The organism is Chitinibacter sp. FCG-7, from assembly GCF_040047665.1.
In the GTDB taxonomy this organism is placed as follows: Bacteria; Pseudomonadota; Gammaproteobacteria; order Burkholderiales; family Chitinibacteraceae; genus Chitinibacter; species Chitinibacter mangrovi.
Genome location: NZ_CP157355.1, coordinates 3513409 through 3539837, shown reverse-complemented (window position 1 = coordinate 3539837; position 26429 = coordinate 3513409). Strand labels below are relative to the sequence as shown.

Sequence of the window (26429 nt, the reverse complement as noted above, 5' to 3'; positions counted from 1 at the left end):
CCAATCAAGATACCGCATGCCACACCAAGACCCTTATCTCTGGCTTGAATCCAGCGACAGCCCTCAGGTCGCACACTGGATCGCCGAGCAAAACGCAGAAACCGCAGAAAAACTCGATAGCGACCCGCGCTTTGCGCCCTTGCGCGAGGCTATTTTGCGCAATATGCAGGACACGCGCCAAATCCCGCTGTTTTCTGTTCACGACGACATGCTGTACAACTTTCATCAGGATGCGGCGCAGCCGCGCGGTGTGTATCGTGCGACGACGCTGGGTGAATACACGCAGGCCGAAACAGACTGGCAAATCCTGCTTGATATTGACGCGCTGGCCGAGCATGAGGGCTACGACTGGTATCTGGCTGGCGTTGATCACTGCACCTTGCAGCCCACGCGCTGCTTGGTCAGCCTGAGTATCGGCGGTAGCGACGCCTGCGTGATTCGCGAATACGACCTGGCGACGCAAAGCTTTGTGAGCGACGGCTTTACTTTTTCCTACGGCAAAAGCCAGGTCAGTTGGCGCGACGCCGATAGCGTTTTTGTCTGCCCGGCGTGGGATGAAGACCAAATCACCAGCGCAGGCTATTCGCGCGAAGTGGTACTGCTGGAGCGCGGGCAAGCGTGGGAAGACGCCGCGTCGATGATCGTGCTGCCCGAGCAGATTTTGAAAGTGGCTGCATGGCGTTTTCTTGACGCGGCCGGTGGTGAAGTCATTACGCCGTTTGATCTGATCGAAGTCGCGCAGGATTTTTACCGCCGCAGCTATTTTTACCTCAATTCACTGGAGGGCGGCGAAGCCGAGCCGCTGCATTTGCCGCTGCCGACGTGCTGCGTGATCGAAGCCTACAGTCACGGCGATTTGCTAATTCGTCTGGATGCACCTTGGCAATACGCCAGCGCAACTTTTCCCGCCGGCAGTCTGATTGCGCTTGCTTGCGATGCTGGCGAGCTGGGCAGGGCGCAACTGCTGTTTGCCCCGACTGCAACGCAATCCCCAGCTCAATCAGTCCAAATGCTGGAAGCAACACTGAATGGCTTGCTGATTATTATCCTAGATAATGTGACAAGTCGCGTTATCTCAATGCGCTGGGGTGAGGGTGAAGAGGGCGGAGAATGGCAGCAGCACAGCAATGCCATACACACCGGCGGCGTGATCGAAGTCGTTGCGCAGCCGTGGCGTAGCGATCGGTTTTATTATCTGTACAGCGATTTTCTGACACCTGCCAGCTTGTATTGCCATGAACTTGGCGATACGCAGCCACCGCAGTTGCTGCGCGCCCAACCGGCGGCTTTTGATTCGAGTCATCTGCAAGTCCAGCAACATCACGCCATCAGCAAAGATGGTACTGCCATCCCGTATTTCCTTGTAAGTCATGCCTCAATTGATCCGGATGGCAATACCCCAGTGTTGATGTACGGCTACGGTGGTTTTGCCGTTCCGCTGCTGCCGTATTATCTCGATAATCTGGGCGAACACTGGCTCAAACAAGGCGGCGCGTATGTCGTTGCGAATATTCGCGGCGGCGGCGAATTTGGCCCGGCCTGGCACGAAGCCGGGCGCGGTAAAAACCGGCAAAACAGCTTTGACGACTTTATTGCGATTGCCGAAGATTTGATCGCTCGCGGGGTCACGCAGCCAGCCAAACTGGCGATTCAGGGCGGCAGCAACGGCGGCCTGCTCGTCGCCACGTGCATGGTGCAAAGGCCGGAGCTATTCGGCGCTGTCGTCTGCGAAGTGCCGATTCTGGACATGCTGCGCTTCGATCAGCTCGGCGCCGGCGCAAGCTGGATTGCCGAATATGGCAAGCCGGATGCAGAGTATCTTGGGGTATATTCACCCTACCAAAATGCAAAGCTAGCTACAGAGCAACACTACCCCAGAGTATTGCTAACCACCTCATCGGAGGATGATCGAGTTGATCCGGCACACGCCAGAAAAATGGCCGCGAAGCTGCAAGAGCTAGGCCACGACGCGCTATTTTTCGAAAGCCAAAGTGGTGGTCATGCCGGACAAACCCGACAGCAACATACCGCCGAAGAGCTAGCGCGAGTACTGGTGTTTTTGCGGCAAAGTATTTGCGATTGATGTTGAATCATGTTTTGGCGTCGTTGGGTAGATACTGTTCCCTCAATGTCACAGGGGTAGAGGCGAAAAGAGGGGCAAAAGCAAGACCATCAACACAAAACAGGCACATTGCTCCAAATTAATTGAACCTAGCTAAGTAGTCTGTTGCAACGAAATGGAAAGACTTCGAACCCATGCCGCGGCAAAGCCAATGAACAAGCAGCATCCATGCTGGGGGAGTTGAATCTTTTCCATTTGGTTACGCAACACTACTTATCGTAACTTTACCACCCTCGATATTTACCATCGATATGAAAGGCGGCCAAGTCTTCAAAGCCTTGCTCCAGCAGCGTGGCTAGTGAGTTGTCGGCTGCGCTTTCATCCACCATTTGGCTCAACGCACATTCTAGAACGTTAAATTCATCCTGATGGTAATAAACCTCGCCAAACTGGCCGTTCTTGTCGAAGTAGAAATAGTAAGCGGCTTCAAGATCTTCCCGGTAAATACCAAAGCATTTGTAGTCTTCGTTCAGACTGCGCAATGTGTCTTCATCAAAATACGCCTCAGGATCTAGTTCCTTACGATCATAAGCCCAAGAGCGGCGGATGGTATCGATCAATCCAAGGCTGTCCGCCGGTAGTTTTGGCGAGCGATTTACAAGTAAAGACAGTAATTCAGCAGGGCTGAAAATCTCAATGTACGATTCTTCGCAATCATTAAACGTGATACCGCCGAGTTGGCGGTACAACTGTAGTAACTCTGCAGGGATAGGCAGATTGGAAAACCCTTGTAATTGAGCTAATTGTGCCTCAGTGGCGGGGGCAGAGGGATGCAATTGCAACGATGCAGCCTCATCTTCGCCGAGTTCTGCAACAAGGCGTTGATTGAAATTCTCCAGCATTTCGCTGATGTTCATTGTTTTCACCTTTCAAATAGAAGAGATCACCACTATGACGAGGCTGAATAGTGTAAATTAGCTCGGTGACCCAGTACACCTTACCCAAATAATTCTGACATAAAGTTGCCAAATATATTACACAAACCCAATAAAAAAAGAAGGTCTAATAGCCGCGCTAATAGCCGAGCAGTCACCAGCCCCGCATCCCAGATCACGCCTGCCAACCGCGCAGTACATTCGCCGATGCTGACGCAATAAAAGGCGGCAACTTCGTCGTCGGTGTTGTGCGGGGTCACATTGGCGGGCAGCACGGTAAGTTGGGCTAAGCCTGCGCAGCCCAACATTCCCAAACACCCCAAAATTGAAAAGGCCATCCAAGCGGATGGCCTTTTTTATTAAATCAACGGTTAAAACAACCTTGCCAGCAAAGCCTTGTCGTATTGCGCAGCCAGCGGGATTTGCACTTGTATGCCATTACCCGGCGCGACGGTGATGTCCTTGCCGTTTTTATCGCGCATAGACTCGATTTTGACTTCGATATTGCCGCTGGGGTGGATGATTTCCAGTGTGTCGCCGAGTGAAAATTTGTTTTTCACTTCAATCCGTGCCCAGCCATCGTTGTTGGCGATGATTTCGCCGACAAACTGGCTGCGTTTGGCTTTGGAGTGGCCGTCGAGGTAGTTTTGCGCTTCGTGCGTGTAGTGGCGCTGGTAGAAGCCGTCGGTGTAGCCGCGGTTGGCTAGGCCATCCAGATCGGCGAGCAGGGCGGGGTTGAACGGGCGTCCGGCGACGGCGTCGTCAATCGCCTGGCGGTACACCTGCGCCGTGCGCGCCACGTAATACAGCGATTTGGTGCGGCCTTCGATTTTCAGCGAATCGACGCCCATTTTGACCAGCCGCTCGATATGCTGCACGGCGCGCAGGTCTTTGCTGTTCATGATGTAGGTACCGTGCTCGTCTTCCATAATCGGCATCAGCTCGCCGGGGCGGTTGCCTTCTTCAATCAGATACGTTTTGTCGGCCAGCGGGTGGCGCTCTGCACCGCCACAAGCGGCGAAGTTCTGGTTGCCCTCGCTCATCGCTTTATTGAAATCAAATTGAATCACTTGCGCCTTGGCTTGGACATCACCCGCATCGTCTTCGACTGTGTCGTGCGTTTTGTAATCCCAGCGACAGGCGTTGGTACAGGTGCCTTGGTTCGGGTCGCGGTGGTTGAAATAGCCCGACAGCAGGCAGCGGCCTGAGTAGGCGATGCACAGCGCGCCGTGGACAAACACTTCCAGCTCCATATCGGGGCAAAGCTGGCGGATTTCTTCGATTTCATCAAGGCTCAACTCGCGCGACAGAATAACGCGCTCCAGACCCAGCGATTGCCAGAATTTCACGCCGGCATAGTTCACCGTATTGGCCTGTACCGACAGGTGAATCACCTGCTCGGGCCAGCGTTCGCGCACCATCATAACCAAGCCGGGGTCGGCCATAATCAGCGCGTCGGGTTTCATCGCGATCACCGGCTCCATGTCGGCGAGGTAGGTTTTTACTTTTGAGTTGTGCGGCAGGATATTACTGGCGACAAAGAATTTTTTGCCACGCGCGTGGGCTTCATCAATGCCAAGTGCGATTTCTTCCAGACCAAATTCATTATTGCGCGCGCGCAGGCTGTAGCGCGGCTGTCCGGCGTAAACGGCGTCGGCGCCAAAATCATAGGCGGCGCGCATCCGGTCTAGCGTGCCAGCGGGGAGAAGGAGTTCAGGGGCTTTCAACATCGTGGGGTGGCTCTGGTGGCAGGTTAATCGTAATGGGCGCGATTTTATCGCCCATCACCCCGCCAGCCCCGGGTGAAAATCCCGGAGTTTGATCCAGATCAAATTTTGCCCGGAGCTTCAGACACGCGGCAGATGCGATGCTTTATCAGTGGTGTGGCAGGCAAACTATGTGCTCACCAGTCGAGTCAGTAGCCTCGCTGTCACCAGCCCAGCATCCCAGGTCATTTCTGGCAGCCGCGCTGCGCATTCGGCCATGCTGACGCAATGAAAGGCGGCGACTTCGCCGTCGGTGTTGTGCGGCGTGAGATCAGTGGGCAGCTGCAGATCGTAGCAATACAGAATCTCATCGTGCGTGCCGTCGTTCTCATTGCGCGTGCTGCGGGTCTGCTCGATATAAACCGCTTGCTGTGCGATGTGCTGGCTGATTCCGGCTTCCTCGGCCAGCTCGCGAATGACGCATTGCTCGGGTGATTCATTGTGGGGTATACCACCAGCAGCCAAGTTATCCAGGTAGTTGGGGTCTATACCCTTGCTGGCTGCTCGTTGCCCCAGCCAGATCTGGGTCAATCCGGCACGATCCGTCAGGCCATTAATGTGCACCGCCTGGCTACACAGGCCAAAGCGGCGAAACGCGCCACGCTCCAGCGTAAACAGCGTGCTCGCCGTATCTATTCCAAACTCGCCGCTTTCTGCGTGCGGATGCACCGCATACAGCTCGTCGCGCCAAACGCGGATTTCGCCTAGTTCGCGCAAATACAGCGCGGTGGCGTTCATCAGTGATTGCAGCTCATCTGGCGCCAGCCGCAGCGTGACGGACTGCGCCGCAATCACAAAGCGGGCGTCAAATTGCTGCAAAATCTGCGCAATACGCGGCTCCAGCCAGCCGATTTGCTGCTGATCCACCATCAGCCGCAGCAGATGGCGCGAATCAAACTGGGGCTGGCTGCGCAGGTAGTTGGCAATCAGAAGCGGGTTGACGGGCATATCCGAAACCTGTAGCGGGTAAGTGATAAAAATGGCTGCAAGGCGAAGCAGGGCGTATTCGCTTTGGCCTTCGCCTGCGCGATTTTGCCGCGATTGGCGCTGTTGATTGCGCGCGCTTGTTGCTACAATCGCGCCACTACACCGATGGAGCCAACACGATGAGCAAGATTCGCCAAGACGATCTGATCGCCAGTATCGCAGATAGCCTGCAATACATCAGCTATTACCACCCCAAAGATTACATTCAGGCCTTGGGCCGCGCCTACGAGCTGGAAGAAAGCCCGGCAGCGAAAGATGCGATTGCGCAGATTCTGACCAATAGCCGCATGTGCGCCGAAGGCCACCGCCCGATTTGCCAGGACACCGGCATTGTGACGGTGTTTGTTCGCGTCGGCATGGACGTGCAATGGGAAGGCGCAACGATGTCGGTCACCGACATGATTAACGAAGGCGTGCGCCGCGCTTATCTGCACCCGGATAACAAGCTGCGCGCGTCTATTCTGCTCGACCCGGCTGGCTTGCGCAAAAACACCAAGGACAATACGCCAGCCGTGATCCATTACGAAATCGTTCCGGGCTGTACAGTCGATATCGACATCGCGGCCAAAGGCGGCGGCTCGGAAAACAAATCGAAATTTGTCATGCTCAATCCATCGGATTCCATCGTTGATTGGGTGCTCAAGACGGTGCCATTGATGGGCGCGGGCTGGTGTCCGCCAGGCATGCTCGGCATCGGCATCGGCGGCACGGCTGAAAAAGCGATGGTGATGGCCAAAGAAGCGTTGATGGAAGAAATCGACATTCATGATCTGATCGCCCGCGGCCCGCAAAACCGCGTGGAAGAGCTGCGTATCGAGCTGTACGAAAAAGTGAACGCGCTCGGCATCGGCGCGCAAGGCCTGGGTGGTTTGGCGACGGTACTCGATGTCAAAATCAAAGATTACCCAACGCACGCCGCCAGCTTACCAGTGGCGATGATTCCAAATTGCGCGGCTACACGTCACGTGCATTTCACGCTCGACGGCTCAGGCCCTGCTGAACTCGAAGTACCCAAACTGGAAGACTGGCCGGATGTGCACTGGCACGCGTCGGAATCATCGCTGCGTGTTGATCTCAATACCGTCACGCGCGAAGACGTGGCAACGTGGAAACCGGGTCAAACGCTGCTATTGAACGGTAAAATGCTGACCGGCCGCGACGCAGCGCACAAGCGCATGGTGGAAATGCTCAATAAAGGTGAAAAACTGCCGGTTGATTTTGCTGGCCGCTTTATTTATTACGTTGGCCCCGTTGATGCGGTACGCGACGAAGTGATCGGACCTGCTGGCCCGACGACCGCGACGCGGATGGACAAGTTTACCGAGCAAGTACTGGCTGAGACTGGCTTGCTCGGCATGATCGGCAAAGCCGAGCGCGGCCCGGCGGGTCTGGATGCAATCAAGAAACATCAGTCAGTGTATCTGATGGCTGTCGGCGGCGCTGCTTATCTGGTGTCCAAAGCAATCAAAGCCAGCCGCGTGGTGGGTTTTGAAGATCTGGGCATGGAAGGCATTTACGAATTCGACGTCGTTGATATGCCGGTGACGGTGGCGGTGGATTCGAATGGCACATCGGTGCACGCGACTGCGCCGAAAGAGTGGCAGGCCAAAATCGGCAAGATTCCGGTTTCCAGCATTTAAGCAGGCTCAAGCCCAACAATATGTTGGGCTTTTTTATTGTCATCTTTACGGCTTTTTATGTTCAAGAAAATTCGTATTCTGGTTTTGGTGCTGATTCTGGCCTGGGTGGCGCTGGACGCCATGCGCACCGAGAATAAAGCGCAAGCTTGGGAAAGCAGCCAGTATATCTATCTACACCCCGTTTTTGCTGGCCTGGATGAAGATACCATGCAATACATCAAGACCCAAAATACCGAGCAATGGCAAGACATCGAGCAGTTTTTCAAGCGTGAGGGCGAAAGCTATGGACTGAAACTCGGCAGCCCAGTGCGCGTATTCTGGGGCGAGCCGATCAAGGTAGCGCCGCCGCAACTCGCTGCGGGCGGCTCAATGTTCAATATCATGCTCTGGAGCTTGCAACTGCGTTGGTGGGCGTGGCGACATACGCCGAACAGCCGTGTCAAACCCGATGCGCGGATTTATATGCTGTATCACCCGGCCGAAAATGGCGTGGCATTGCCGCACTCGGTGGGCATTGCCAAAGCGCGGCTTGGTTTGGCGCATCTGTTTGCCAGCGAGAAAATGCACGGCAGCAATCAGGTGGTGGTCACGCACGAATTGCTACATATTTACGGCGCAAATGATCATTATGATCCGGCCAATAATCAGCCGCTGTTTCCGCAAGGCTTTGCCGAGCCGGATCTAGAGCCGCGCTTTCCGCAAAGGCTGGCAGAAATCATGGCGGGGCGGATTCCGCTGGACGAAAGCAAGGCGGAAATGCCCAAATCATTGCGCGATGTGCTGATGGGGGCGGAAACAGCCAAGGCGATAGGCTGGGTAAACTGAGCGTTTCGGTGGGCTTTTATTTATTCTAAGCCATTAAAAATATTGGCTTTTTAGGCCAAATATTGCCTAAAAGAGACCGCTCTGCAATAATGTGCGGCTTTTTCGGGTCAGCCCTTGGGCTGGCAATTTTAGTTTTGATGGCTTGCCCACCCATCGTTGCGTGGTTTTTTTACGTGCAAAGTGGCAAGACCTTCTAGCCCAGGGGGTATTGGATTATGTCCAATCTGGCTACAGCGACCGCTGCGATCAAGGCATCGCTGGATTTAAAGACACCGCTACCTGTTGCGGCTTATTTTGATGAAAAACTGTATCAACTTGAGCTTGAGCAACTGTTTGCCAAAGGTCCGCGCTATATCGGCCATGAGCTGATGGTGCCCAATCAGGGCGATTATCACGTTCTTGAGCTTGACAATGGTGCGCGCTATCTCAAACGTACCGATCAGGGCGTCAAGGTTTTCTCCAATATCTGCCGTCATCGTCAAGCCAGCATGCTCAGCGGCCGTGGCAATAACACGCATACGGTGTGCCCGCTGCATCGCTGGACTTATGATCAGCACGGCCAACTGATGGGCGCGCCGCATTTTCCGGTCAACCCTTGCCTGCATTTGCCGCAAACCGAACTCGTCAACTGGAACGGCTTGTTGTTTGAAGACAATGGCCGCGATATCGAAGGCGATTTGAAAAATCTGGGCGTCAAAAAAGACCTCGATTTTTCCAAATACGTCCTGCACAGCGTTCAAGTGGATGAATACCAAGGTAACTGGAAAACGTTTATCGAGGTTTACCTCGAAGACTATCACGTGGTGCCGTTTCACCCGGGGCTGGGTAAATTCGTCGAGTGCAACGAGCTTAACTGGGAATTTGGCGACTGGTACTCGGTGCAAACCGTTGGCGTGCACAATGCGCTGGCGCGCCCTGGCTCAAAAACCTACGAAGAGTGGGCCAATCAGGTTAAACGCTATGAACAAGGCAAATTGCCCAAGCATGGCGCGATCTGGCTGACGTATTACCCGAACATCACCGTCGAGTGGTATCCGCATACGCTGGTGATCTCGACCATTATTCCAACCGGGCCGCGCAGCTATAAAAACGTCGTCGAGTTTTATTACCCCGAGGACATTGCCTATTTCGAGCCCGAGTTTGTCGCCGCCGAGCAGGCTGCGTATGCCGAAACGGCGGTTGAGGACGTGGAAATCATCAACCGGATGGAAGCAGGGCGCACGGCACTTTTTAAAGCCGGGCGCAATGAAGTCGGGCCGTACCAAAGCCCGATGGAAGACGGCATGCGGCATTTCCACCAGTTCCTGCGCCGCGAGCTGGGCGAGGCCATCAGCGAGCTGGAGAAATAATTAGCGCAGCACCATAGGCGGCCAAGGCCGCCTTTTTTATTAAGGGTATTGCCACGAAGAGAATGATATAAAAGATCTTCAAGGCAATACCTGCTACGAGTATTAATGAAAACATATTTTCTGAAAGCCAGCCAGTCCGGGCCATTCTGGATGGTGTTGGCCGGGCTGGCTTTTGCCGTCATGGGCGTCTTTGTCAAGCTCGGGAGCGCGACGTTTTCAACGGCCGAGCTGGTCTTTTATCGTTGTGCGGCAGGGCTGATCGGCATTGCGCTGATTGTGTTACCGCAAGGCAAATCGCTGCGCGTAGGTGCAGACAGCCTCAAGCTACATCTAAGCCGCAGTGTGTCGGGCTTTGTTGCGCTGATGCTGTATTTTTACGCCATCGGCCATTTGCCCTTGGCTACCGCAGTGACGCTCAACTACACCTCGCCGATTTTCTTTGTGCTCTTGGTCACCATGCGGCAGCGGCAATGGCCGCAAAGTAGCCAGATTCTGAGTGTGTTGCTCGGCTTTGTCGGGGTGCTGTTTTTGCTGCGCCCAACCTTGAATGGCGACCAGTGGCTGGCGGGCATTCTGGGGCTGGGCTCGGGCATGCTGGCCAGCGTGGCTTATCTGAATGTCAGCGAGCTGGGCAAGGCGGGCGAGCCGGAATGGCGGACCGTGTTTTATTTCTCGCTAGTCTCCACACTGGGGGCGGGCGCGTGGATGCTGCTGCAGACGCCCGCCCTGCATCGCCCCAGTGTGGGCGAGTGGCTGATTGTGCTTGGCATGGGGGTGGCCGCCACACTGGCGCAGCTGTGCATGACCCGCGCTTACCGCAAAGGGCGCTCGCTGGTGGTGGTTAGCCTGGCTTATCTCACCGTGTTGTTCTCGACCTTATTCTCGTTTTTGCTCTGGCAAGAGCGGATTTCACCACTGGCGATACTGGGGATGTTGCTGATTGCAGTGGCTGGAATCTGGGCCGGTGCTACGCGCGTACAACGTAGTTAAGATGCATATTTGCCGCGCCTGCACTTCAAGTTAGAATGAGCAGATCGGAGAAAACAATGCGCTTTTTGATTAGTAATGATGATGGTTATTTCGCCCCCGGCATTGCCGCGCTGGCCATGGCGCTGGGCGACGAAGGCGAGGCGCTGGTGTGCGCGCCCGAGCGCGACCGCAGCGGCGCCAGCAATTCGCTAACGCTGGATAGGCCTCTGCAGGTCAGAACATCGCCATCGGGTTTTCATTACGTCAATGGCACGCCGACCGACTGCGTGCATCTGGCCGCCACTGGCCTGATGAGCTCGCCACCTGACATGGTGGTTTCGGGGATTAATCACGGCGCCAATATGGGCGACGACACGATTTATTCCGGCACAGTGGCCGCGGCGACCGAGGGCTATCTGCTCGGCATTCCGTCGATTGCCATTTCGCTGGCTTCACGCAATCCGGTACATTTTGAAACGGCAGCCCGCGTGGCCCGCGAGCTGGTGCAGCGCTTTAAGAAAACGCCGCTTGATCAGCCCGTACTGCTTAATGTGAACGTTCCCGATCTGCCTTATGAATCACTCAAGGGCACACAGATTACCCGCCTTGGGCGTCGCCACAAATCGGCCTCGGTCATCCGTAGCGCCAATCCGCGCGGCGATACCATCTGGTGGGTGGGACCGATTGGCGATATTGCCGATGCGAGCGATGGCACCGACTTTGCTGCCGTTGAGCAGGGCTATGTGTCAATTACCCCGCTATCGGTTGATCTGACTGCCTATCCGCAGCTGGACATGATCAATCGCTGGATGGCGACATGATGATCAGCAGTGGCACCGGCATGACCTCAGCCCGAACCCGCACCCGCCTGGTTGAGCGCCTGCGCGCGCAAGGCATCAGCAACGAGCAGGTGCTGGCGGTGATAGCCCAGGTGCCACGCCATGAGTTTATTGACGAAGCCTTATCGCACAAGGCTTACGACGACACTTCGCTTCCCATCGGCTTTGGCCAGACCATTTCGCAGCCTTATATTGTGGCCCGCATGACCGAGCTGGCTGTCGCCGTACCCGAGCGCAAAAACGTGCTGGAAATCGGCACCGGCTGCGGCTACCAGACCACGGTACTGAGCAAGTTATTTAAAACGGTACACACGATCGAGCGAATTGGCGGGCTGGTGCGCAATACGCGCGAGAGGCTTAGCCGCCTCGGCGTTCACAATGCGCGCCTGCGCCATGCCGATGGCAGCCAGGGGCTGCCCGATCTAGCTCCGTTTGACGTTATCCTGATCACGGCTGCAGCGCCCATTGTGCCGGAAAACCTGATTAGCCAGCTCTCCAACGGCGGGCGGCTAATTTTTCCGGTGGGCTCGCAAGAGCAGGAGCTGCGCATGATCGAGCGGCGCGGCGAGGATTTTCTTGAAAGCCGGCTAGAGAAGGTTAACTTTGTTCCTTTGCTCAGCGGAATCAGCTAAGCCTGTCGCTCACGACAACCGGGCTTGGAGCCAGGGTTAGCAATACCGACTTTTACCGCCATCAGAATGCCGCCTTACGCCGCACTCCCGTGTAAACTATCCGGCAAATGCTTTTCAAGCGTCGATCCTGACTCACTTTTAATCACACCATCCCATCGCAGGAGACATTGCGTGCGTGCTTCTCGTTCAATCTTGCTTGTTTTGACCCTGATTTGCGCGGCCTGCACCACCCCGCGCACTTCGCCAGCGCCGATTATTGACGGCCATGCCGGCACAGCAAGCACTCAGACTACGCAAGCTGTAAGCAAACCGGCGCCCATCGTGACGCCGGACGCGACTCAGTACACAGTGAAAAAAGGCGACACGCTATTCAGAATCGCCACCGAAAACCGAGTGGCTTACCACGACCTGATGGCGTGGAATAAGCTGCCTGACACACAAATCCAGATCGGCCAGGTGCTGCTACTGGCCCCACCACTGGACGAGGGCGGCGTCACCATTACGCCATTAAGCGATGAAGCCAGCAAAAAAGCGCCTGATACTACGGTGATCGTGACCAAGACCAGCCCCAAAGCAATCAAAGAGGTGTATAGGGCACAAGCAAGCGCCGCCTCGACGCCCGCAGCAGAGGCTTCAAAAGTTGCATCAAAACAACAAGGCAAGGCCAGTGCAACAGCCAGTCAAACAGCCAAACCAGTTGCCAGCACAGCCAGCGCCATTGACGCTGCAAACCCCATTAAATCAAGCACTGCAGTGGCATCATCCTCTGCCGCTGGCAATACCAGCAGCGTCGAGTTTGGCATGCCAACCAGCGGGAAGATTTTGCGGGGATTTAATGAAGAAAGTAAAGGCATTGATATTGCAGGCAAACTTGGGCAATCTATTGTTGCGTCAGCGCAAGGAAAGGTAGTTTACGCTGGCACCGGGTTGCGAGGCTACGGCAAGATGGTGATATTGCAACACAGTAATGGCTATCTCACCGCCTACGCTCATAACGATAAATTGCTGGTCAAAGAGGGAGATGTCGTTAAAAAAGGTGAAAAAATTGCCGAAATGGGTAAGACAGATACGGATCAGGTGAAGCTTCACTTTGAAGTCCGTAAAGGCGGAAAGCCAGTCGACCCCGGCAAATTCATCGCGACAGAGTAAATATGAGCGAACCAATTATTGAACAAGACATGATCGTCGACGACGTTGAAGTACTGGAAGCAGAAGCGGACGTCGAAGAAGAAGCGGATGAAGTCGAAGCGGAAGCCAAAGAAGACGCCGAACGCTACACCAGCGAAAGCACCGGCGATGTAACGCAGATTTATCTGAACGAAATTGGTCAGTGCAAGCTACTGACGCCAGACGAAGAGCGCACCCTGTCTCGACTCGTGGTGCAGGGCGATTTTGCGGCCCGCCAGAAAATGATTGAACACAATCTGCGCCTGGTGGTGAACATTGCCAAGCACTATATCAACCGCGGCATGACGCTGCTTGATCTGATCGAAGAAGGCAATATCGGCCTGATGCATGCGTTGGAGAAATTCGATCCCGAGCGCGGCTTCCGTTTCTCGACTTATGCCACCTGGTGGATACGCCAGAGTATCGAGCGCTCGATTATGAATCAGTCGCGCACCATTCGTTTGCCCGTGCATGTCATCAAGGAGTTGAACGTCTATCTGCGCGCCCAGCGCCACCTTGAAGCCACATTGGGGCACGACCCAAGCATTGAAGACATCGCCCATCTGGTCGGTAAAGACGTCGAAGACGTGCGCCGCGTGATGGGGCTCAACGAGCGTGTCGCCTCTCTGGATGCGCCGCTGGACATTGACCCTATGCTCACCATTGGTGAATCGATCCCGGACGATCAGCACGACGGCCCGGAGGCGACGCTGCAAAACGCCGAAGTCGAGCGCTATGTGCGTGAATGGATGAAGCAGCTCAATGAAAAGCAGCGTATGGTGATTGAGCGACGTTACGGCTTGAATGGCTATGAGATCTGTACGTTGGAAGATCTGGCGGCTAATTTAAGCCTAACCCGTGAGCGGGTACGTCAGATCCAGATCGAGGCACTTGACCAGTTGCGCCGCATTCTGCGCCGCTACGGTGTGACGCGCGACGTCGTACTCTAAGCCCACATCTTTACTCCAGCTTCACTCCCAAATAAAAAAGCCAGTCGAATGACTGGCTTTTTTATTACTGCATCATCATGGGTATTACTCCGAAGGCAAGCTTAAACCCCGACTGTAGAGCAATACCCCCTGCAACATTAGATACCGCGCAACAATTCGTTGATGCCCACTTTAGAGCGGGTTTTCGCATCGACTTTCTTCACGATCACCGCGCAGTACAGACTGTACTTGCCGTCGGCTGAAGGCAAGTTGCCTGAAACTACGACCGAGCCTGCTGGAATACGGCCGTAAGTGACTTCGCCGGTTTCGCGATCGTAAATGCGCGTTGACTGACCGATATACACGCCCATAGAAATCACCGAGCCTTCTTCAACGATGACGCCTTCAACCACTTCAGAACGCGCGCCGATAAAGCAGTTGTCTTCAATAATTGTTGGACCGGCTTGTAACGGTTCCAGAACGCCACCAATACCAACACCGCCAGACAGGTGAACGTTCTTACCGATTTGCGCACAAGAGCCCACCGTTGCCCAGGTATCAACCATCGTGCCTTCGTCAACGAAAGCGCCGATGTTCACGTACGACGGCATCAGTACGACGTTTTTGCCGATAAACGAGCCTTTGCGCGCAATCGCGTTAGGCACAACGCGGAACCCGCCTGCGCGGAAATCCGCTTCGGTGTAATCGCCAAACTTGCTGGGCACTTTGTCGAAGTAATTGGTGCAACCACCATCCATCACCACATTGTCGTTAATGCGGAAAGACAGCAAAACCGCTTTTTTCACCCACTGATTGGTTACCCAATCACCGGAGGTTTTCTCGGCCACGCGCAGCTGGCCTTGATCCAGCGCGTTGATTACTTCGTTAATGGCGCCGCGCAATTCGGCAGAGACATTGCTCGGCGTAATGTCGGCACGGTTTTCAAACGCGGTTTCGATGATGGATTGCAGATTGCTCATAATGACTCCGTTGAGTTAACTGTTTAGAAATGATTAATGGGTGCAAAAGCGGACAATGCGCTCTGCAGCGGCGATACATTCATCCAGTGGCGCCACTAGCGCGATGCGCACATAGCCACGCCCTGGATTGGTTCCGTGCGCTTCGCGCGCTAGATACGAGCCCGGAAGCACGGTGACGTGCTCCTCTGCAAACAGGCGGCGTGCAAATTCTTCGTCGCTACTGGTGGCTTGCGTACCGGCAAAGTGGTCGGGAATTTTAGCCCACAAATAAAACGCAGCATCGGGGAGCGTCACATCAAGCACCGCGGCCAGCTTCTGAGTCACAGCAGCAAATTTGGCGCTGTATTGCTGCCGGTTTTCAATCACATGCGCTTCATCGCGCCAAGCGGCAGCACTGGCCGCCATCACCATCGGGCTCATTGCGCAACCATGGTAGGTGCGATAAAGCAGGAATTTGGCCGTGATGGCCGCATCGCCAGCGACAAAGCCCGAGCGCATGCCCGGCACATTCGAGCGCTTGGACAAGGACGAGAACATCACCAGCCGTGTAAAATCTCGCCCCAATTTAACCGCGGCTTCTAGGCCACCTAAAGGCCTGTCATCACCAAAATAGATTTCCGAATAGCACTCGTCCGAAGCGATGACAAAACCATATTGATCGGATAGCGCAAACAGGCGTTCCCAATCAGTCAGCGACGCCACTGCGCCGGTCGGATTGCCTGGCGAGCAGACAAACACCAGTTGCGTGCGAGCCCAGACTTCAGCAGGAACGCTATCCCAGTCAGGCTGAAAGCGGTTTTCTGCTAGGCAATTGACAAACCATGGCTCGGCACCAGCGAGCAGCGCGGCACCTTCATAAATCTGATAAAAGGGATTGGGCGACAAAACAACTGGGTTTTTCGCCGTTGGATCGATCACCGCCTGAGCGAAGGCAAATAGCGCTTCGCGGCTGCCATTGACTGGCAAGATTTCAGTCGCAGCATTAGGTGCGGCGATGCCATAACGTTTTGCAATCCATTCGCTAATACTCAGCCTTAATTCATCCGAGCCCAAGGTGGCCGGATAACTTGAAAGGCCAGCCAGATTATCCATCAGCGCCGTCTTTACCAACTGCGGGGCAGGGTGCTTGGGCTCGCCAATCGACAGATTGATATGCTTAAGCGCTGGGTTGGGCGTTAAATCGCTGAACAGCTGACGTAATTTCTGAAACGGATAGGGGTGCAGTAACTCTAAGCGTGGCGACATAACGCATTCATTTAGGGAAAGTCCTGATTATATCCCAAGGAAGCCTGAAATAGCGCCGCCCCCAGAGCGAAAACTAGCGCAAAGCATGCCCGAATAAGCATGCTTGCGCCGTTGTCGCTCAGGATTCAATCGGCCCGGAATTGAGCAAATGCGGAAAATGTCCAATCAGTTTTCCCACTTTAGGGCCAACAATCGCCACGCAATAGGGCTGATCTGGGTGCTGGTTATAGTAATCATGATGCTCATCTTCGGCAGGCCAGAATATTGTGGCCTCGACGAGCTCGGTCACAATCGGCAGACCCCAGGCCTGAGCCGCGTCAGCAAGCGCCGCCTGCGCCTGCGTTAGCTGCTGCGGGCTGTGATAAAAAATCGCCGAACGATATTGCGTGCCGACATCATGCCCCTGGCGATTTAGCGTAGTCGGATTGTGAACAGCAAAAAACACCTCAAGCAATTCGGCAAACGACACCTGCGCAGCATCAAATTCAATCTGCACCGCCTCGGCATGGCCGGTATTGCCATCACAGACTTGCCTGTATTGGGGTTGCGACACATACCCACCCATGTATCCCGACCTAACCGACTTCACGCCGCGAACACGCTGAAATACAGCTTCCAGGCACCAGAAACAACCACCCGCTAGCGTTGCAATCTCGATCATGTTCAGTCTCCTGAGGTAGCGTTTTATTGACGCGCACCGCGCAGATTAGAAGGGAAGTCGGCATTAAAATTACTGCGAAACGGATTGATATCCAAGCCGCCGCGCCGGGTGTAACGCGCATAAACCGCCAGCTTCATGGGCTTGCAGGTGCGCATAATGTCGACAAAAATCCGCTCGACACACTGCTCGTGAAATTCGTTGTGATTGCGAAATGAAATCAGGTAGCGCAGCAGGCTTTCGCGGTTGATCGGCTTACCAACGTATTGAATTTGTACAGAAGCCCAATCAGGCTGCCCGGTGACCAGGCAGTTGGATTTAAGCAGATTGGACGTCAGCGTTTCACTGGTCGTGCCATCAGATTCATCACAATGCAAAAGCTGTGGCTGCGGGGAATAATCGCTGACTTCAATATCCAGATTATCAATGCAAAAGCCTTTGAGCTCACCCAGGCGCAAGCTGTCAAATTGTGCTGGCGCGCTGATTTTCACCTGAACTGACGCACCCACTGCGGCACTAATATCCGTGCGCAAAATGTTTGCCAGCCGGTCTATATCGTCAACCTTGGTTTGATTAAAGCTATTAAGGTAGAGCTTGAACGATTTGGATTCGACTATATTGGCGCTATCGGCCGGAATCTGAAACGTTACCAGCGCAATTTGCGGTTTGCCGCGCGGATTAAGCCACGACACTTCGTAGGCATTCCAGATATCCAGCCCCATAAATGGCAGCGCAGCACCAATGCCGATTTCATCGCGCTTGCCCTGCCTTGGAATTGGAAACAGCAGGCTGGCGTCGTATTCGGTGGTGTAACTGACGGTCTTTCCCAGTGGCGAGGCCGAGGCGATAGCTTCTGTCATTTGATGCAACCTAAAGTTGAAAGCGGATAGCCGCATTTTACCGCTGTCTGTGCCGGTCGGTGGCGGCATTTTTCCAGCTCTCACCCTTGGAAGCTAGAACAGCAAGGCAGGCATGATGTTTAACGGTATTTACGCATCAGGCCAACGACTACGCCGTAAATCTCCAGACTCTCGGACGGGCGAATAATCGAGAAATCAGGATTGTGCGGAATCAGGTAGTAACCCTGCTTGTCCCGCCCCAGCTCCTTGAGCGTATATTCGCCATCAACCATGGCCACCACCAGATCCCCCACATGGGCGGCGTGACGCTTTTCGATGACCGCCAGATCGCCGTCGTAAATGCCTGCGTCCATCATCGAGTCGCCCCGAACTTTGATAATGATCGAGGTAGAAGGGCGCGGCATCAGATATTCGTCCAGCGAAATTGACTCGCTCATCGCATCGTTAGCCGCCGCCGGCAAGCCGGCAGGCACATTAAAGTCGGCCAGCTCGCGCTCAAAAAAACGCTTGGTGGGCACCAATCGCTTGTCTGGCGTCATTTCAATATACCCAGCCAGGGTAAGGCGCTTGACCAGCGCGGAAACCGCCGACTTGGACGCCATACCCAGCAGCTCGCCAATTACGGCATACGATGGAATACTGCGGTAGTCGCTGTAGTAGTCTTGCAGCTTACCCAGATATTCATGATCCCGGTTCGGATTGGCCATACGCCACCTCTAGATGAACATTCGTTCTGTTAGCGTATTGAACGTTCGTTCCCTTGTCAAGCTGCAGCTCAACTTACCCAGACTCACGCAAGCCACGCCCGATTCCTCACCGGCTCTGGTAAAATGCGGCTTTGAACTGGATAGGCGGTAGCAGGGTGAGGATTTTATTAGCTCCGATGGAAGGCTTGCTTGACTGCGTGCTGCGTGACGTCATCACCCGGGCGGGCGGCATTGATTTGTGCGTCACCGAGTTTATTCGCGTTACCCATACCTTATTACCCAACCGCACTTTCGAGCGGATTGCGCCCGAAATCCTGACCGAAAGTAAAACAGCCACTGGTGTTCCGGTACGCGTTCAGCTACTGGGTTCCGACCCGGTGTGTCTGGCCGAAAATGCTGCACGTTTAGCCACATTTAATCCGCACGGCATTGATCTAAATTTTGGCTGCCCGGCCAAAACAGTTAACCGCCACCGTGGCGGGGCGGTGCTACTGGACGAGCCGGAGTTGATTCACCAGATCGTCAAAGCCGTTCGCGATGCCGTACCGGCGCACATCCCGGTGACCGCCAAAATGCGCCTCGGTTACACCGACACCTCGCCAGCCATTGCCTGCGCACAAGCGATTGAAGCGGCAGGCGCCGCTGAAGTGGTCGTTCACGCCCGCACAAAAACAGATGGCTATAAGCCGCCCGCCTACTGGGAATGGATCGCCAAAATCAAGGATAACGTGAAGTTCAACGTCGTCGCCAACGGCGAGATCTGGACCGTTGAAGAGTTCCATCGCTGCCGCGAAATTTCCAACTGCGACGACATTATGCTGGGGCGCGGCATTGTGGCCAATCCGGGCTTGGCGCTCGAAGCCAAAACCGGACAAAAGCTCGAATGGGAAGCGGTGATGCCGCTCTTCGTGGTTTTCTGGCAGCAAGTACTACTGCATTGCTACCCAAAATATCAGGCTGGGCGTCTCAAGCAGTGGCTCAACTATCTGCGCCGCCACTACCCCGAAGCCGAGTTGCTATTTGCCCAAATTCGCACCCTCAATACCCGCGAAGAGATCGAAGCGGGGTTTCCGGCGCTGGTTCTGGGGCAATGAATAGCTAGGGCTTACTATGGGTATAGCCATGAGGGGTAATCTGAGTAGGGGTTTCAGCCAGATACCCTAAGCAGGCAGTTGACTCAGTAGCATCTCCAAGCCCTGCGCCTGGGTTAAGCCCTGTGCCTCGCAATACTTGCGAAAGCGCAGATGCAGGCTGGCGTCGATTTCAACCGACAAGGCCTTGGGTAGGCGTAGATTGTGATTTTGCGTGGCACGCGTGACTTGCAATGCACGGGAACGGCGCTTACGCTCGGCCGCGCTCATGGCCTTGCCGGAAAGAGCAGGGCGGCCACGCGGGCGCTTTTTGTTGTCGTCCATACGCTAAATCTTCGCTTTGATAATCACAAATTTGGCATTTTGTGCCACACATTCAACTGATTTAAACCAGCGCTTCAAATCCTGCTGATAGTTCAGATGCCGATTTGCAACAATCCACAGCTCACTATCGGCGCGCATGCATCGGCGCGCTTGGGCAAACATACTCAGTGCAATGTCGGTGGTGACTGTATTTTGCTGGTGAAAAGGCGGATTAATCAAAATCAGATCGAACTGCTGATCAATATCAGCCAAGCCGTCGTGATGCAAAATATGTACCGTAGCCGCCGGTGCATTGTGCGCAAAACTCACCTGAGCCGAAGCCACCGCCGCCAGCGACTCATCATACAAATACAGCTGAGCCGCCGGGTGTAGGCGATGGTAAGTCAGCGACAGCAGTCCATTGCCGCAACCGACATCAGCTACCGTACTGGCTGCGGGCAGGCGCGCAAAATTTTCAATAAAAAATCGCGAGCCAATGTCTATTTTCTGTTCAGCAAATACGCCTGGCACATTATGCAGCTGCAAATCCAGCTCTGGCACTGGCACAGTACAAGCATTGACGTCATCATGGCCGGGCTGCAGCCAGGCCTTGTAAAGCCTAGCTTTGCGCCAGGTTGGCAGGTATTCAACCTCAGCACATAGCGCCTTGATCAAATCCAGATGGCCACTGCTAACGTGTTTTTGCATCCCGGAAAAATACAGTAACAGCGGCTGGGTCAGGCTTTGCGCCAGCGTGCGCAACTGAGCATCAAGCAGCGAGAGCGACTTGGGCAACTTAACCAAACCAATATCCGCACGCTGCTCAGAAAAATACGCAAATGGCACCCGCTGCGCATTGCTGGCGATGGCCGTGCGCGAACACCATGAATCGTTGATGTGCCAGATTTGCTCGCAAGCAGCCTGCTCAGCAGCACAATGCAAAGCGCCAAAAGCGTCGTTCAATAGAATGATATCGGACTCAGCGCCAAGCTGGGCCGCCAGATATTCGTCTGCGGCATCCCAGGCGCGCAACTCTTTGGCGTGCTTGACCGGGTAACGAAGCAAGGCGAGCTTGGCAAAATCCAGAGGGGCGTCCATAGTAGTCCAGCAATAAAAACAGCGTGCGATTTTACCGCAAAGCAGCCCCAAAAAGCCGAACCCCATCGCCTGAGCAGCAAATCATTCGCTAGCGCGATAAAAGGCGACCGTTACCAAAAAAGAAAACAGTGCTAGAATGCGCGCCGCTTTAAAAAATGACGCACCATGGCCAGGCAACTCGAAGACACCCAAACACTAGATTTACTCCCTCTCCCCAAGCGCCGCGGACGCCCCAAAACCGGCCGAGCGATGACGCCCGCGCAAAAGCAAGCCGCGTATCGCCGCAGAAAAAAACAGATCGGCCTGGCCGCGATTGAACTTGATCGCGCTGATGTAGCGCTATTAATTAGCGCGCTGGAAAGTCGCGCCGCAGAGCTGCATCGTACCCAAACAGCCACGCTGTTTGAAAACGAAACCCTGATTGCCGCATTACGCCAAAGGCTAAGCAAATTACACGAATCGTGAAACTCTGCACGCGCAACACATCAACATTGGGGGATTGGGTGCAGAGAATAGGCTCAGATCTAAACTCACATCCCATTGCTTTACATAATATACATTATACGTTTAATTAATTGCTTTAATCGCAAACCATGAGAAATATCAAACTTTGGCTTTATGGCTGGCGCTATGATGTGTTCATGAGAAAGATGCAGCCTGCACAGACATCCTTGGTTGAATTTGGATATCATCACAATGACGTGTGAATAAAGCACAGAAACAAAGATGCGTCAGGCATAGCATATCAACCACAGATACTCACATCGCAAGTCAGGAGCTAAAAATGGCTGTTACTAATGTTCAAGAACTCGACGCACTGGTTGCTCGTGTAAAAAAAGCGCAGCAACTGTTTTCTACTTTTTCCCAAGAGCAAGTTGACGAGATTTTCCGTGTTGCCGCGCTGGCGGCGGCTGATGCGCGTTTGCCATTGTCTAAAATGGCCGTTGCCGAAACTGGCATGGGGATTGTTGAAGATAAAGTGATCAAAAATCACTTTGCTTCCGAATACATCTACAACGCGTACAAGAATGAAAAAACTTGCGGTATTTTGTCGGTTGACGATGCTTTTGGCACGATGACAATTGCCGAGCCTATCGGGATTATCTGCGGTATCGTTCCTACGACTAATCCAACTTCAACGGCCATTTTTAAAGCACTGATCGCACTAAAAACGCGTAACGGCATTATCTTCAGCCCACACCCACGTGCGCGCAAATCAACTTGTGAAGCGGCACGCTTGGTCTTGGAAGCGGCCGTATCAGCTGGTGCGCCACGCGATATTATTGGTTGGATTGATGAGCCAACCGTAGAATTATCAAATCATCTAATGAAACACCCAGACCTGAATCTGATCCTGGCCACTGGCGGCCCAGGCATGGTGAAGGCGGCGTATAGCTCTGGAAAACCCGCCATTGGTGTCGGTGCGGGCAATACCCCAGTCGTCATTGATGAAACTGCTGATATTAAACGTGCAGTAGCCTCGATTTTGATGTCAAAAACATTCGACAACGGCGTTGTCTGTGCTTCTGAGCAATCGGTCATCATTGTTGACAGCATTTACGATCAAGTGAAAGAGCGCTTTAACGCGAACGGTGGCTACATTCTGAATAAGAAAGACACTGAAGCTGTGCGCAAAGTGATTCTGAAAGATGGCAATTTGAATGCCAATATCGTTGGTCAATCTGCACTGAAAATCGCCGAAATGGCTGGCATCAAAGTGCCACCGTATACCAAAGTATTGATTGGTGAAGTAGCTTCAGTGGGTGAAGAAGAAGCCTTTGCCCACGAGAAGCTCTCCCCTACTCTGGCCATGTACCGCGCCAAAGATTTCTTTGATGCAGTCCACAAAGCTGAAGCACTGGTTGCACTGGGCGGGATTGGGCACACATCATCGCTGTATACCGACCAAGATTTGCAAGGCGAGCGCATTGCTTACTTTGGCGACAAAATGAAAACGGCGCGTATTTTGATCAATACCCCATCTTCACAAGGCGGTATCGGTGACCTGTATAACTTCAAGCTCGCGCCGTCACTGACGCTGGGTTGTGGTTCATGGGGCGGCAACTCGATTTCTGAAAACGTGGGGCCAAAACACCTGATCAACAAGAAAACTGTCGCTAAACGGGCTGAAAATATGTTGTGGCATAAACTTCCAAAAAGCATTTACTTCCGCCGCGGTAGCTTGTCAGTTGCACTTGAAGAGCTGTCAAACAAAAAACGCGCTGCGATTGTGACTGACCGTTACTTATTCAATAACGGTTACGTTGATGAGACGATTCGCATTCTGAAACAGAACGGCTTGGAAGTTGAAGTTTTCCATGAAGTTGAAGCTGATCCAACGCTGGCCGTAGTACGCAAAGGCGTGGCGATGCTCAACAGCTTCAAGCCAGATGTAATCATTGCGCTGGGCGGCGGCTCACCCATGGATGCAGCGAAAATCATGTGGGTGATGTACGAGCATCCCGATGTCGCGTTTGAAGATTTGGCGCTGCGCTTTATGGACATTCGCAAACGGATTTATAAATTCCCGAAAATGGGCGTTAAAGCTGAACTGGTTGCGATTCCAACCACTTCAGGCACGGGCTCGGAAGTAACGCCATTTGCGGTGGTGACCGACGAAAAAACCGGCATGAAATACCCAATTGCCGATTACGAATTGACGCCAAACATGGCCATCGTCGATCCGAACCTGGTCATGAATATGCCTAAATCGTTGACTGCCTTTGGCGGCATCGATGCGGTTACTCACGCTTTGGAAGCTTATGTATCCGTATTGGCGAACGAGTTTAGCGATCCACAAGCGCTGCAAGCCTTGAAACTGCTACAACAACACTTGCCATCGGCCTACATCAACGGCGCGAAAGATCCAGCAGCGCGTGAAGGCGTACACAATGCTGCGACGATCGCTGGTGTGGCCTTTGCCAATGCCTTCCTGGGTGTGTGTCACTCAATGGCGCACAAAATCGGTGCCGAGTTCCACCTGGCACACGGCTTGGCGAACGCCCTGCTGATCAGCAACGTCATTCGTTACAACGCGGTAGATATTCCGACCAAACAAACTGCGTTTAGCCAATACGATAGACCACAAGCGAAATGCCGTTATGCAGATATTGCCGAGCATTTGGGCCTGCAAGGCAAAAATGACGATCAGAAAGTCGCGGCACTGATCGCATGGGTAGACGAATTGAAAGCCACCTTGAATATTCCAGCTTCAATTAAAGACGCTGGCGTGAACGAGGCGGACTTCCTGGCTAAAGTTGATCGTATTGCCGAAGAAGCATTTGATGATCAATGTACTGGCGCTAATCCGCGTTTCCCATTGATTAGCGAACTCAAGCAAGTCTTGCTCGATAGCTTCTACGGTCGTGAATACAAAGAAACCTACGGTCAGTAATTGTCTTTTCAGCAACAAGAAGCAGTAGTGAAAAAGCCCCTTGCATTTGCCAAGGGGCTTTTTTATGTAATCAATGATCGATGTTTGTATGAAGCAAATCACAGCAAAGGGCGCAAAAAAGCTAAAGAAAACCGCGCAAATGCCGATATAAAAAGCATAGTAATTGTTTTATCGGATTGAAAAATGCCTTTACGCCCTAGCGAATATGGTGATGATTTAAGCGCTGCTATTGCGCAATATTTAATTGCAGCGAATGAAGTCATGAAGCGGGTTGATCATTTATTGCATCTGGAGCTGATGGATCAGTCGCCAGAAGTCGAGCTGGCTGCATTCTAATAATTCGTTTTTATTCCAATGACTTAATGGTCATTTCATCGCCGGCAATCTGCACCGAGAAATTCTTTAAGACATTCATCCCCAGCAAAGCCTCATCGCCCAATCGCGGCACCACCCCTACCCTAACGTTTTCCAGCATGTATGGCCCCAGCGACATTTGCGTCACCTGTGACCAGTACGCGCTGGTTTCACCATTGGCCGTTTGCGTAATAAACGCTTCGCCGCGCGGCAACTTGAGCCGATTGGCCAACTCCTCACCCACGGTGACCATGCTGGCGCCCGTATCGATCAGCAAGACCACCGGCTCCTGATTCATCATCGCGCTCAAGCGAAAATGCCCATCGCGCGAACGCTTCAAAACCAGAGTCTGCCCCTGATTGGCGGTAATGCGCAGCGAATTGGGGTTGTGCTGCTTTAAGATGAGCGCATCAAACGCCCAATAAATCAGGCCGCAAACCAGCAGCCAGACCAGCACAATCGATGTGGTCGAACGCAAAATACTCTCCTTATGTATTACCCTATAAGGCAACCTGAGATTGACTCACAGGGCAATACCCATCAGGCGCTACACGGGTTTTTTCAAATAGGCCGCAATGGCGTTGTTTAAATTATTAGGTTTGACCATTTCCTTGCCCAGTGTTTGAGCAGCTTGTATTTGCTTTTCTGTTAGCTTCGAGGCGGTTAAGTCTCGATTCTCTCGGGCATGGTTCAAATCTGGGGCAGCCAGTGCATAGAGCGCATAGGCAATCACTTTGTTCTGCGGCACCCCTTGGCCATTGGCGTACATAAAGCCAAGGTTGTTTTGCGCTTCGGTATCCCCCAGCTCGGCGGCTTTTCGAAACCAGCTCACTGCTTGGGCATAATCCTGCTTCACGCCATGACCGCTACCATATAGCAGGCCAAGATTGTTCTGCGCTGTCGTATCACCTTGTTCTGCTGCTGCGCGATACCAGTAAATTGCTTGTTTGAAGTCTTTTGGTACACCTAATCCGTTTTGGTACAAATAGCCGAGATTGGTTTGGGCTCCAGCGTGCTCTTGTTCAGCCGCAGCACGATACCACAGCAATGCTTGCTCGTAGTCCCGCTTCATGCCTTGACCGTTCTCGTACATATAACCAAGGTTAAATTGTGCATAGGCATAATTTTGCTCAGCCGCTTTGCGGTACCAGTTTGCGGCCTGGACATAGTCCTGCTTGATGCCTTTGCCGTTGGCATACATAAAGCCGAGATTAAACTGCGCATCGCCATAACCTTGCTCTGCTGCTTTGCGATACCAGCTCACGGCTTGAGCATCATTGGCTGGCACGCCTTTACCTTTACGGTACATTTGAGCCAGGTTGTATTGCGCGGTGGCGTTGCCTTTTTTGGCCAGCGCTTGAAACTCTTTTAACGCAAGCGCATAGTTTCCGGCCTCGTAGGCATCAGCGCCTTCATCCAATCTGGCTTGTGCAGTCGCCATGCAGCTAGCAATTAGTATGGTTAGCATTAACTTTTTCATCGTCTTTAAACCTTGAAAGTAATCATCGGGAAAGGATGAAAGTGTAATGTAAAACCCTGGCAACCCGCTGCAATTTCTTCCTGTTGTTGTCAGCTTGGTGTGAAAATAAAGGATCAGCTCTGTACACCAAGCCCTTAAACACAAAAAATGGGTAGGTAT

27 protein-coding genes are annotated in these 26429 nt (G+C 53.4%); 14 read left to right on the top strand and 13 right to left on the bottom strand.

Annotated features, from left to right (window positions below):
* The first annotated feature begins 16 nt into the window (after positions 1–16).
* Positions 17–2083: a prolyl oligopeptidase family serine peptidase gene (locus tag ABHF33_RS16690; RefSeq protein WP_348945008.1), complete on the top strand. Its 2067-nt coding sequence runs from the start codon at positions 17–19 to the stop codon at positions 2081–2083.
* Positions 2084–2346: 263 nt separating this feature from the next.
* On the opposite strand, the gene ABHF33_RS16685 is transcribed toward ABHF33_RS16690, so the two are convergent.
* The 4 genes from ABHF33_RS16685 to ABHF33_RS16670 form a co-directional block, all read right to left on the bottom strand.
* On the bottom strand, positions 2347–2979 hold the full coding sequence (locus tag ABHF33_RS16685; protein ID WP_348945007.1) for an SMI1/KNR4 family protein: 633 nt from the start codon (positions 2977–2979) through the stop codon (positions 2347–2349).
* Between the two features lie 80 nt (positions 2980–3059).
* Positions 3060–3305 (bottom strand): hypothetical protein, encoded by a 246-nt coding sequence (locus ABHF33_RS16680; protein WP_348945006.1) that lies wholly within the window; start codon positions 3303–3305, stop codon positions 3060–3062.
* Between the two features lie 63 nt (positions 3306–3368).
* Entirely contained in the window at positions 3369–4724 is a 1356-nt protein-coding gene (yegQ, locus tag ABHF33_RS16675; protein WP_348946662.1) for a tRNA 5-hydroxyuridine modification protein YegQ, read from the bottom strand.
* 168 nt (positions 4725–4892) lie between these two features.
* Entirely contained in the window at positions 4893–5711 is an 819-nt protein-coding gene (locus ABHF33_RS16670; RefSeq protein WP_348945005.1) for an NUDIX hydrolase, read from the bottom strand.
* A 158-nt stretch (positions 5712–5869) separates the two neighbouring features.
* On the opposite strand from ABHF33_RS16670, the gene ABHF33_RS16665 reads away from it, so the two are divergent.
* The 8 genes from ABHF33_RS16665 (at position 5870) to rpoS (ending at position 14121) form a co-directional block, all read left to right on the top strand.
* Positions 5870–7390 carry a fumarate hydratase gene (locus tag ABHF33_RS16665; protein ID WP_348945004.1) on the top strand — a complete coding sequence of 507 codons (1521 nt, stop codon included), beginning with the start codon at positions 5870–5872 and terminating at the stop codon, positions 7388–7390.
* 57 nt (positions 7391–7447) lie between these two features.
* On the top strand, positions 7448–8215 hold the full coding sequence (locus ABHF33_RS16660; protein WP_348945003.1) for a hypothetical protein: 768 nt from the start codon (positions 7448–7450) through the stop codon (positions 8213–8215).
* 215 nt (positions 8216–8430) lie between these two features.
* The gene (locus ABHF33_RS16655; protein WP_348945002.1) at positions 8431–9564 is read left to right on the top strand and encodes an aromatic ring-hydroxylating oxygenase subunit alpha; all 1134 of its coding nucleotides are present in this window, start codon (positions 8431–8433) and stop codon (positions 9562–9564) included.
* 105 nt (positions 9565–9669) lie between these two features.
* Complete coding sequence (locus ABHF33_RS16650; protein WP_348945001.1) at positions 9670–10554, top strand: DMT family transporter; 885 nt, start codon at positions 9670–9672, stop codon at positions 10552–10554.
* A 56-nt stretch (positions 10555–10610) separates the two neighbouring features.
* The gene (surE, locus tag ABHF33_RS16645) at positions 10611–11354 is read left to right on the top strand and encodes a 5'/3'-nucleotidase SurE (protein ID WP_157314799.1); all 744 of its coding nucleotides are present in this window, start codon (positions 10611–10613) and stop codon (positions 11352–11354) included.
* A complete protein-coding gene (locus ABHF33_RS16640) occupies positions 11351–12004 on the top strand; it encodes a protein-L-isoaspartate(D-aspartate) O-methyltransferase (RefSeq protein ID WP_432803944.1) in 654 nt (217 codons plus the stop codon). The genes surE and ABHF33_RS16640 overlap by 4 nt, the downstream gene beginning before the upstream one ends.
* A 66-nt stretch (positions 12005–12070) precedes the next feature.
* On the top strand, positions 12071–13153 hold the full coding sequence (locus tag ABHF33_RS16635; RefSeq protein WP_348945000.1) for a peptidoglycan DD-metalloendopeptidase family protein: 1083 nt from the start codon (positions 12071–12073) through the stop codon (positions 13151–13153).
* Positions 13154–13155: 2 nt separating this feature from the next.
* On the top strand, positions 13156–14121 hold the full coding sequence (rpoS, locus tag ABHF33_RS16630; RefSeq protein WP_348944999.1) for an RNA polymerase sigma factor RpoS: 966 nt from the start codon (positions 13156–13158) through the stop codon (positions 14119–14121).
* 137 nt (positions 14122–14258) lie between these two features.
* Here the strand turns inward: rpoS and dapD are convergent, their stop codons facing one another.
* From dapD to ABHF33_RS16605, 5 genes are all read right to left on the bottom strand, one after another.
* Positions 14259–15080, bottom strand: a complete 822-nt coding sequence (gene dapD, locus ABHF33_RS16625) for a 2,3,4,5-tetrahydropyridine-2,6-dicarboxylate N-succinyltransferase (protein WP_348944998.1) — start codon at positions 15078–15080, stop codon at positions 14259–14261.
* A 33-nt stretch (positions 15081–15113) separates the two neighbouring features.
* A complete protein-coding gene (dapC, locus tag ABHF33_RS16620) occupies positions 15114–16325 on the bottom strand; it encodes a succinyldiaminopimelate transaminase (protein WP_348944997.1) in 1212 nt (403 codons plus the stop codon).
* A gap of 118 nt (positions 16326–16443) precedes the next feature.
* On the bottom strand, positions 16444–16986 hold the full coding sequence (gene msrA, locus ABHF33_RS16615) for a peptide-methionine (S)-S-oxide reductase MsrA (RefSeq protein WP_348944996.1): 543 nt from the start codon (positions 16984–16986) through the stop codon (positions 16444–16446).
* A gap of 23 nt (positions 16987–17009) precedes the next feature.
* The gene (queF, locus tag ABHF33_RS16610) at positions 17010–17843 is read right to left on the bottom strand and encodes an NADPH-dependent 7-cyano-7-deazaguanine reductase QueF (RefSeq protein ID WP_348944995.1); all 834 of its coding nucleotides are present in this window, start codon (positions 17841–17843) and stop codon (positions 17010–17012) included.
* A 119-nt stretch (positions 17844–17962) separates the two neighbouring features.
* Positions 17963–18550, bottom strand: a complete 588-nt coding sequence (locus tag ABHF33_RS16605; protein WP_348944994.1) for a LexA family protein — start codon at positions 18548–18550, stop codon at positions 17963–17965.
* Positions 18551–18726: 176 nt separating this feature from the next.
* Here ABHF33_RS16605 and ABHF33_RS16600 point away from each other — a divergent pair, with 176 nt between their 5' ends.
* A complete protein-coding gene (locus ABHF33_RS16600) occupies positions 18727–19644 on the top strand; it encodes a tRNA dihydrouridine synthase (protein WP_348944993.1) in 918 nt (305 codons plus the stop codon).
* A 66-nt stretch (positions 19645–19710) separates the two neighbouring features.
* Here the strand turns inward: ABHF33_RS16600 and ABHF33_RS16595 are convergent, their stop codons facing one another.
* Together ABHF33_RS16595 and ABHF33_RS16590 are read right to left on the bottom strand one after the other, a co-directional pair.
* Entirely contained in the window at positions 19711–19965 is a 255-nt protein-coding gene (locus tag ABHF33_RS16595; protein WP_348944992.1) for a RepB family protein, read from the bottom strand.
* Positions 19966–19968: 3 nt separating this feature from the next.
* Positions 19969–21042 carry a class I SAM-dependent methyltransferase gene (locus tag ABHF33_RS16590; RefSeq protein ID WP_348944991.1) on the bottom strand — a complete coding sequence of 358 codons (1074 nt, stop codon included), beginning with the start codon at positions 21040–21042 and terminating at the stop codon, positions 19969–19971.
* Between the two features lie 165 nt (positions 21043–21207).
* Here ABHF33_RS16590 and ABHF33_RS16585 point away from each other — a divergent pair, with 165 nt between their 5' ends.
* The 4 genes from ABHF33_RS16585 to ABHF33_RS16570 all read left to right on the top strand — a co-directional run bounded on the left by ABHF33_RS16585 (position 21208) and on the right by ABHF33_RS16570 (position 24772).
* Entirely contained in the window at positions 21208–21507 is a 300-nt protein-coding gene (locus ABHF33_RS16585) for a hypothetical protein (RefSeq protein WP_348944990.1), read from the top strand.
* 319 nt (positions 21508–21826) lie between these two features.
* A complete protein-coding gene (adhE, locus tag ABHF33_RS16580) occupies positions 21827–24436 on the top strand; it encodes a bifunctional acetaldehyde-CoA/alcohol dehydrogenase (RefSeq protein ID WP_348944989.1) in 2610 nt (869 codons plus the stop codon).
* Positions 24437–24616 (top strand): hypothetical protein, encoded by a 180-nt coding sequence (locus ABHF33_RS16575; protein ID WP_348944988.1) that lies wholly within the window; start codon positions 24437–24439, stop codon positions 24614–24616.
* A gap of 3 nt (positions 24617–24619) precedes the next feature.
* Positions 24620–24772 (top strand): hypothetical protein, encoded by a 153-nt coding sequence (locus ABHF33_RS16570; protein ID WP_348944987.1) that lies wholly within the window; start codon positions 24620–24622, stop codon positions 24770–24772.
* A gap of 10 nt (positions 24773–24782) precedes the next feature.
* On the opposite strand, the gene ABHF33_RS16565 is transcribed toward ABHF33_RS16570, so the two are convergent.
* Both ABHF33_RS16565 and ABHF33_RS16560 read right to left on the bottom strand, forming a co-directional pair.
* On the bottom strand, positions 24783–25268 hold the full coding sequence (locus tag ABHF33_RS16565) for a retropepsin-like aspartic protease family protein (RefSeq protein WP_348944986.1): 486 nt from the start codon (positions 25266–25268) through the stop codon (positions 24783–24785).
* 69 nt (positions 25269–25337) lie between these two features.
* A complete protein-coding gene (locus ABHF33_RS16560) occupies positions 25338–26270 on the bottom strand; it encodes a tetratricopeptide repeat protein (protein ID WP_348944985.1) in 933 nt (310 codons plus the stop codon).
* Positions 26271–26429 lie beyond the last annotated feature (159 nt).

Bases quoted from the DNA above. Each gene is read 5' to 3' on its own strand.
- ABHF33_RS16690 (WP_348945008.1), top strand. From the start codon at position 17: ATGCCACACCAAGACCCTTATCTCTGGCTTGAATCCAGCGACAGCCCT.
- ABHF33_RS16685 (WP_348945007.1), bottom strand. From the start codon at position 2,979: ATGAACATCAGCGAAATGCTGGAGAATTTCAATCAACGCCTTGTTGCA.
- ABHF33_RS16680 (WP_348945006.1), bottom strand. From the start codon at position 3,305: ATGTTGGGCTGCGCAGGCTTAGCCCAACTTACCGTGCTGCCCGCCAAT.
- ABHF33_RS16670 (WP_348945005.1), bottom strand. From the start codon at position 5,711: ATGCCCGTCAACCCGCTTCTGATTGCCAACTACCTGCGCAGCCAGCCC.
- ABHF33_RS16665 (WP_348945004.1), top strand. From the start codon at position 5,870: ATGAGCAAGATTCGCCAAGACGATCTGATCGCCAGTATCGCAGATAGC.
- ABHF33_RS16660 (WP_348945003.1), top strand. From the start codon at position 7,448: ATGTTCAAGAAAATTCGTATTCTGGTTTTGGTGCTGATTCTGGCCTGG.
- ABHF33_RS16655 (WP_348945002.1), top strand. From the start codon at position 8,431: ATGTCCAATCTGGCTACAGCGACCGCTGCGATCAAGGCATCGCTGGAT.
- ABHF33_RS16650 (WP_348945001.1), top strand. From the start codon at position 9,670: ATGAAAACATATTTTCTGAAAGCCAGCCAGTCCGGGCCATTCTGGATG.
- surE (WP_157314799.1), top strand. From the start codon at position 10,611: ATGCGCTTTTTGATTAGTAATGATGATGGTTATTTCGCCCCCGGCATT.
- ABHF33_RS16640 (WP_432803944.1), top strand. From the start codon at position 11,351: ATGATGATCAGCAGTGGCACCGGCATGACCTCAGCCCGAACCCGCACC.
- ABHF33_RS16635 (WP_348945000.1), top strand. From the start codon at position 12,071: ATGCCGCCTTACGCCGCACTCCCGTGTAAACTATCCGGCAAATGCTTT.
- rpoS (WP_348944999.1), top strand. From the start codon at position 13,156: ATGAGCGAACCAATTATTGAACAAGACATGATCGTCGACGACGTTGAA.
- dapD (WP_348944998.1), bottom strand. From the start codon at position 15,080: ATGAGCAATCTGCAATCCATCATCGAAACCGCGTTTGAAAACCGTGCC.
- dapC (WP_348944997.1), bottom strand. From the start codon at position 16,325: ATGTCGCCACGCTTAGAGTTACTGCACCCCTATCCGTTTCAGAAATTA.
- msrA (WP_348944996.1), bottom strand. From the start codon at position 16,986: ATGATCGAGATTGCAACGCTAGCGGGTGGTTGTTTCTGGTGCCTGGAA.
- queF (WP_348944995.1), bottom strand. From the start codon at position 17,843: ATGACAGAAGCTATCGCCTCGGCCTCGCCACTGGGAAAGACCGTCAGT.
- ABHF33_RS16605 (WP_348944994.1), bottom strand. From the start codon at position 18,550: ATGGCCAATCCGAACCGGGATCATGAATATCTGGGTAAGCTGCAAGAC.
- ABHF33_RS16600 (WP_348944993.1), top strand. From the start codon at position 18,727: ATGGAAGGCTTGCTTGACTGCGTGCTGCGTGACGTCATCACCCGGGCG.
- ABHF33_RS16595 (WP_348944992.1), bottom strand. From the start codon at position 19,965: ATGGACGACAACAAAAAGCGCCCGCGTGGCCGCCCTGCTCTTTCCGGC.
- ABHF33_RS16590 (WP_348944991.1), bottom strand. From the start codon at position 21,042: ATGGACGCCCCTCTGGATTTTGCCAAGCTCGCCTTGCTTCGTTACCCG.
- ABHF33_RS16585 (WP_348944990.1), top strand. From the start codon at position 21,208: ATGGCCAGGCAACTCGAAGACACCCAAACACTAGATTTACTCCCTCTC.
- adhE (WP_348944989.1), top strand. From the start codon at position 21,827: ATGGCTGTTACTAATGTTCAAGAACTCGACGCACTGGTTGCTCGTGTA.
- ABHF33_RS16570 (WP_348944987.1), top strand. From the start codon at position 24,620: ATGCCTTTACGCCCTAGCGAATATGGTGATGATTTAAGCGCTGCTATT.
- ABHF33_RS16560 (WP_348944985.1), bottom strand. From the start codon at position 26,270: ATGAAAAAGTTAATGCTAACCATACTAATTGCTAGCTGCATGGCGACT.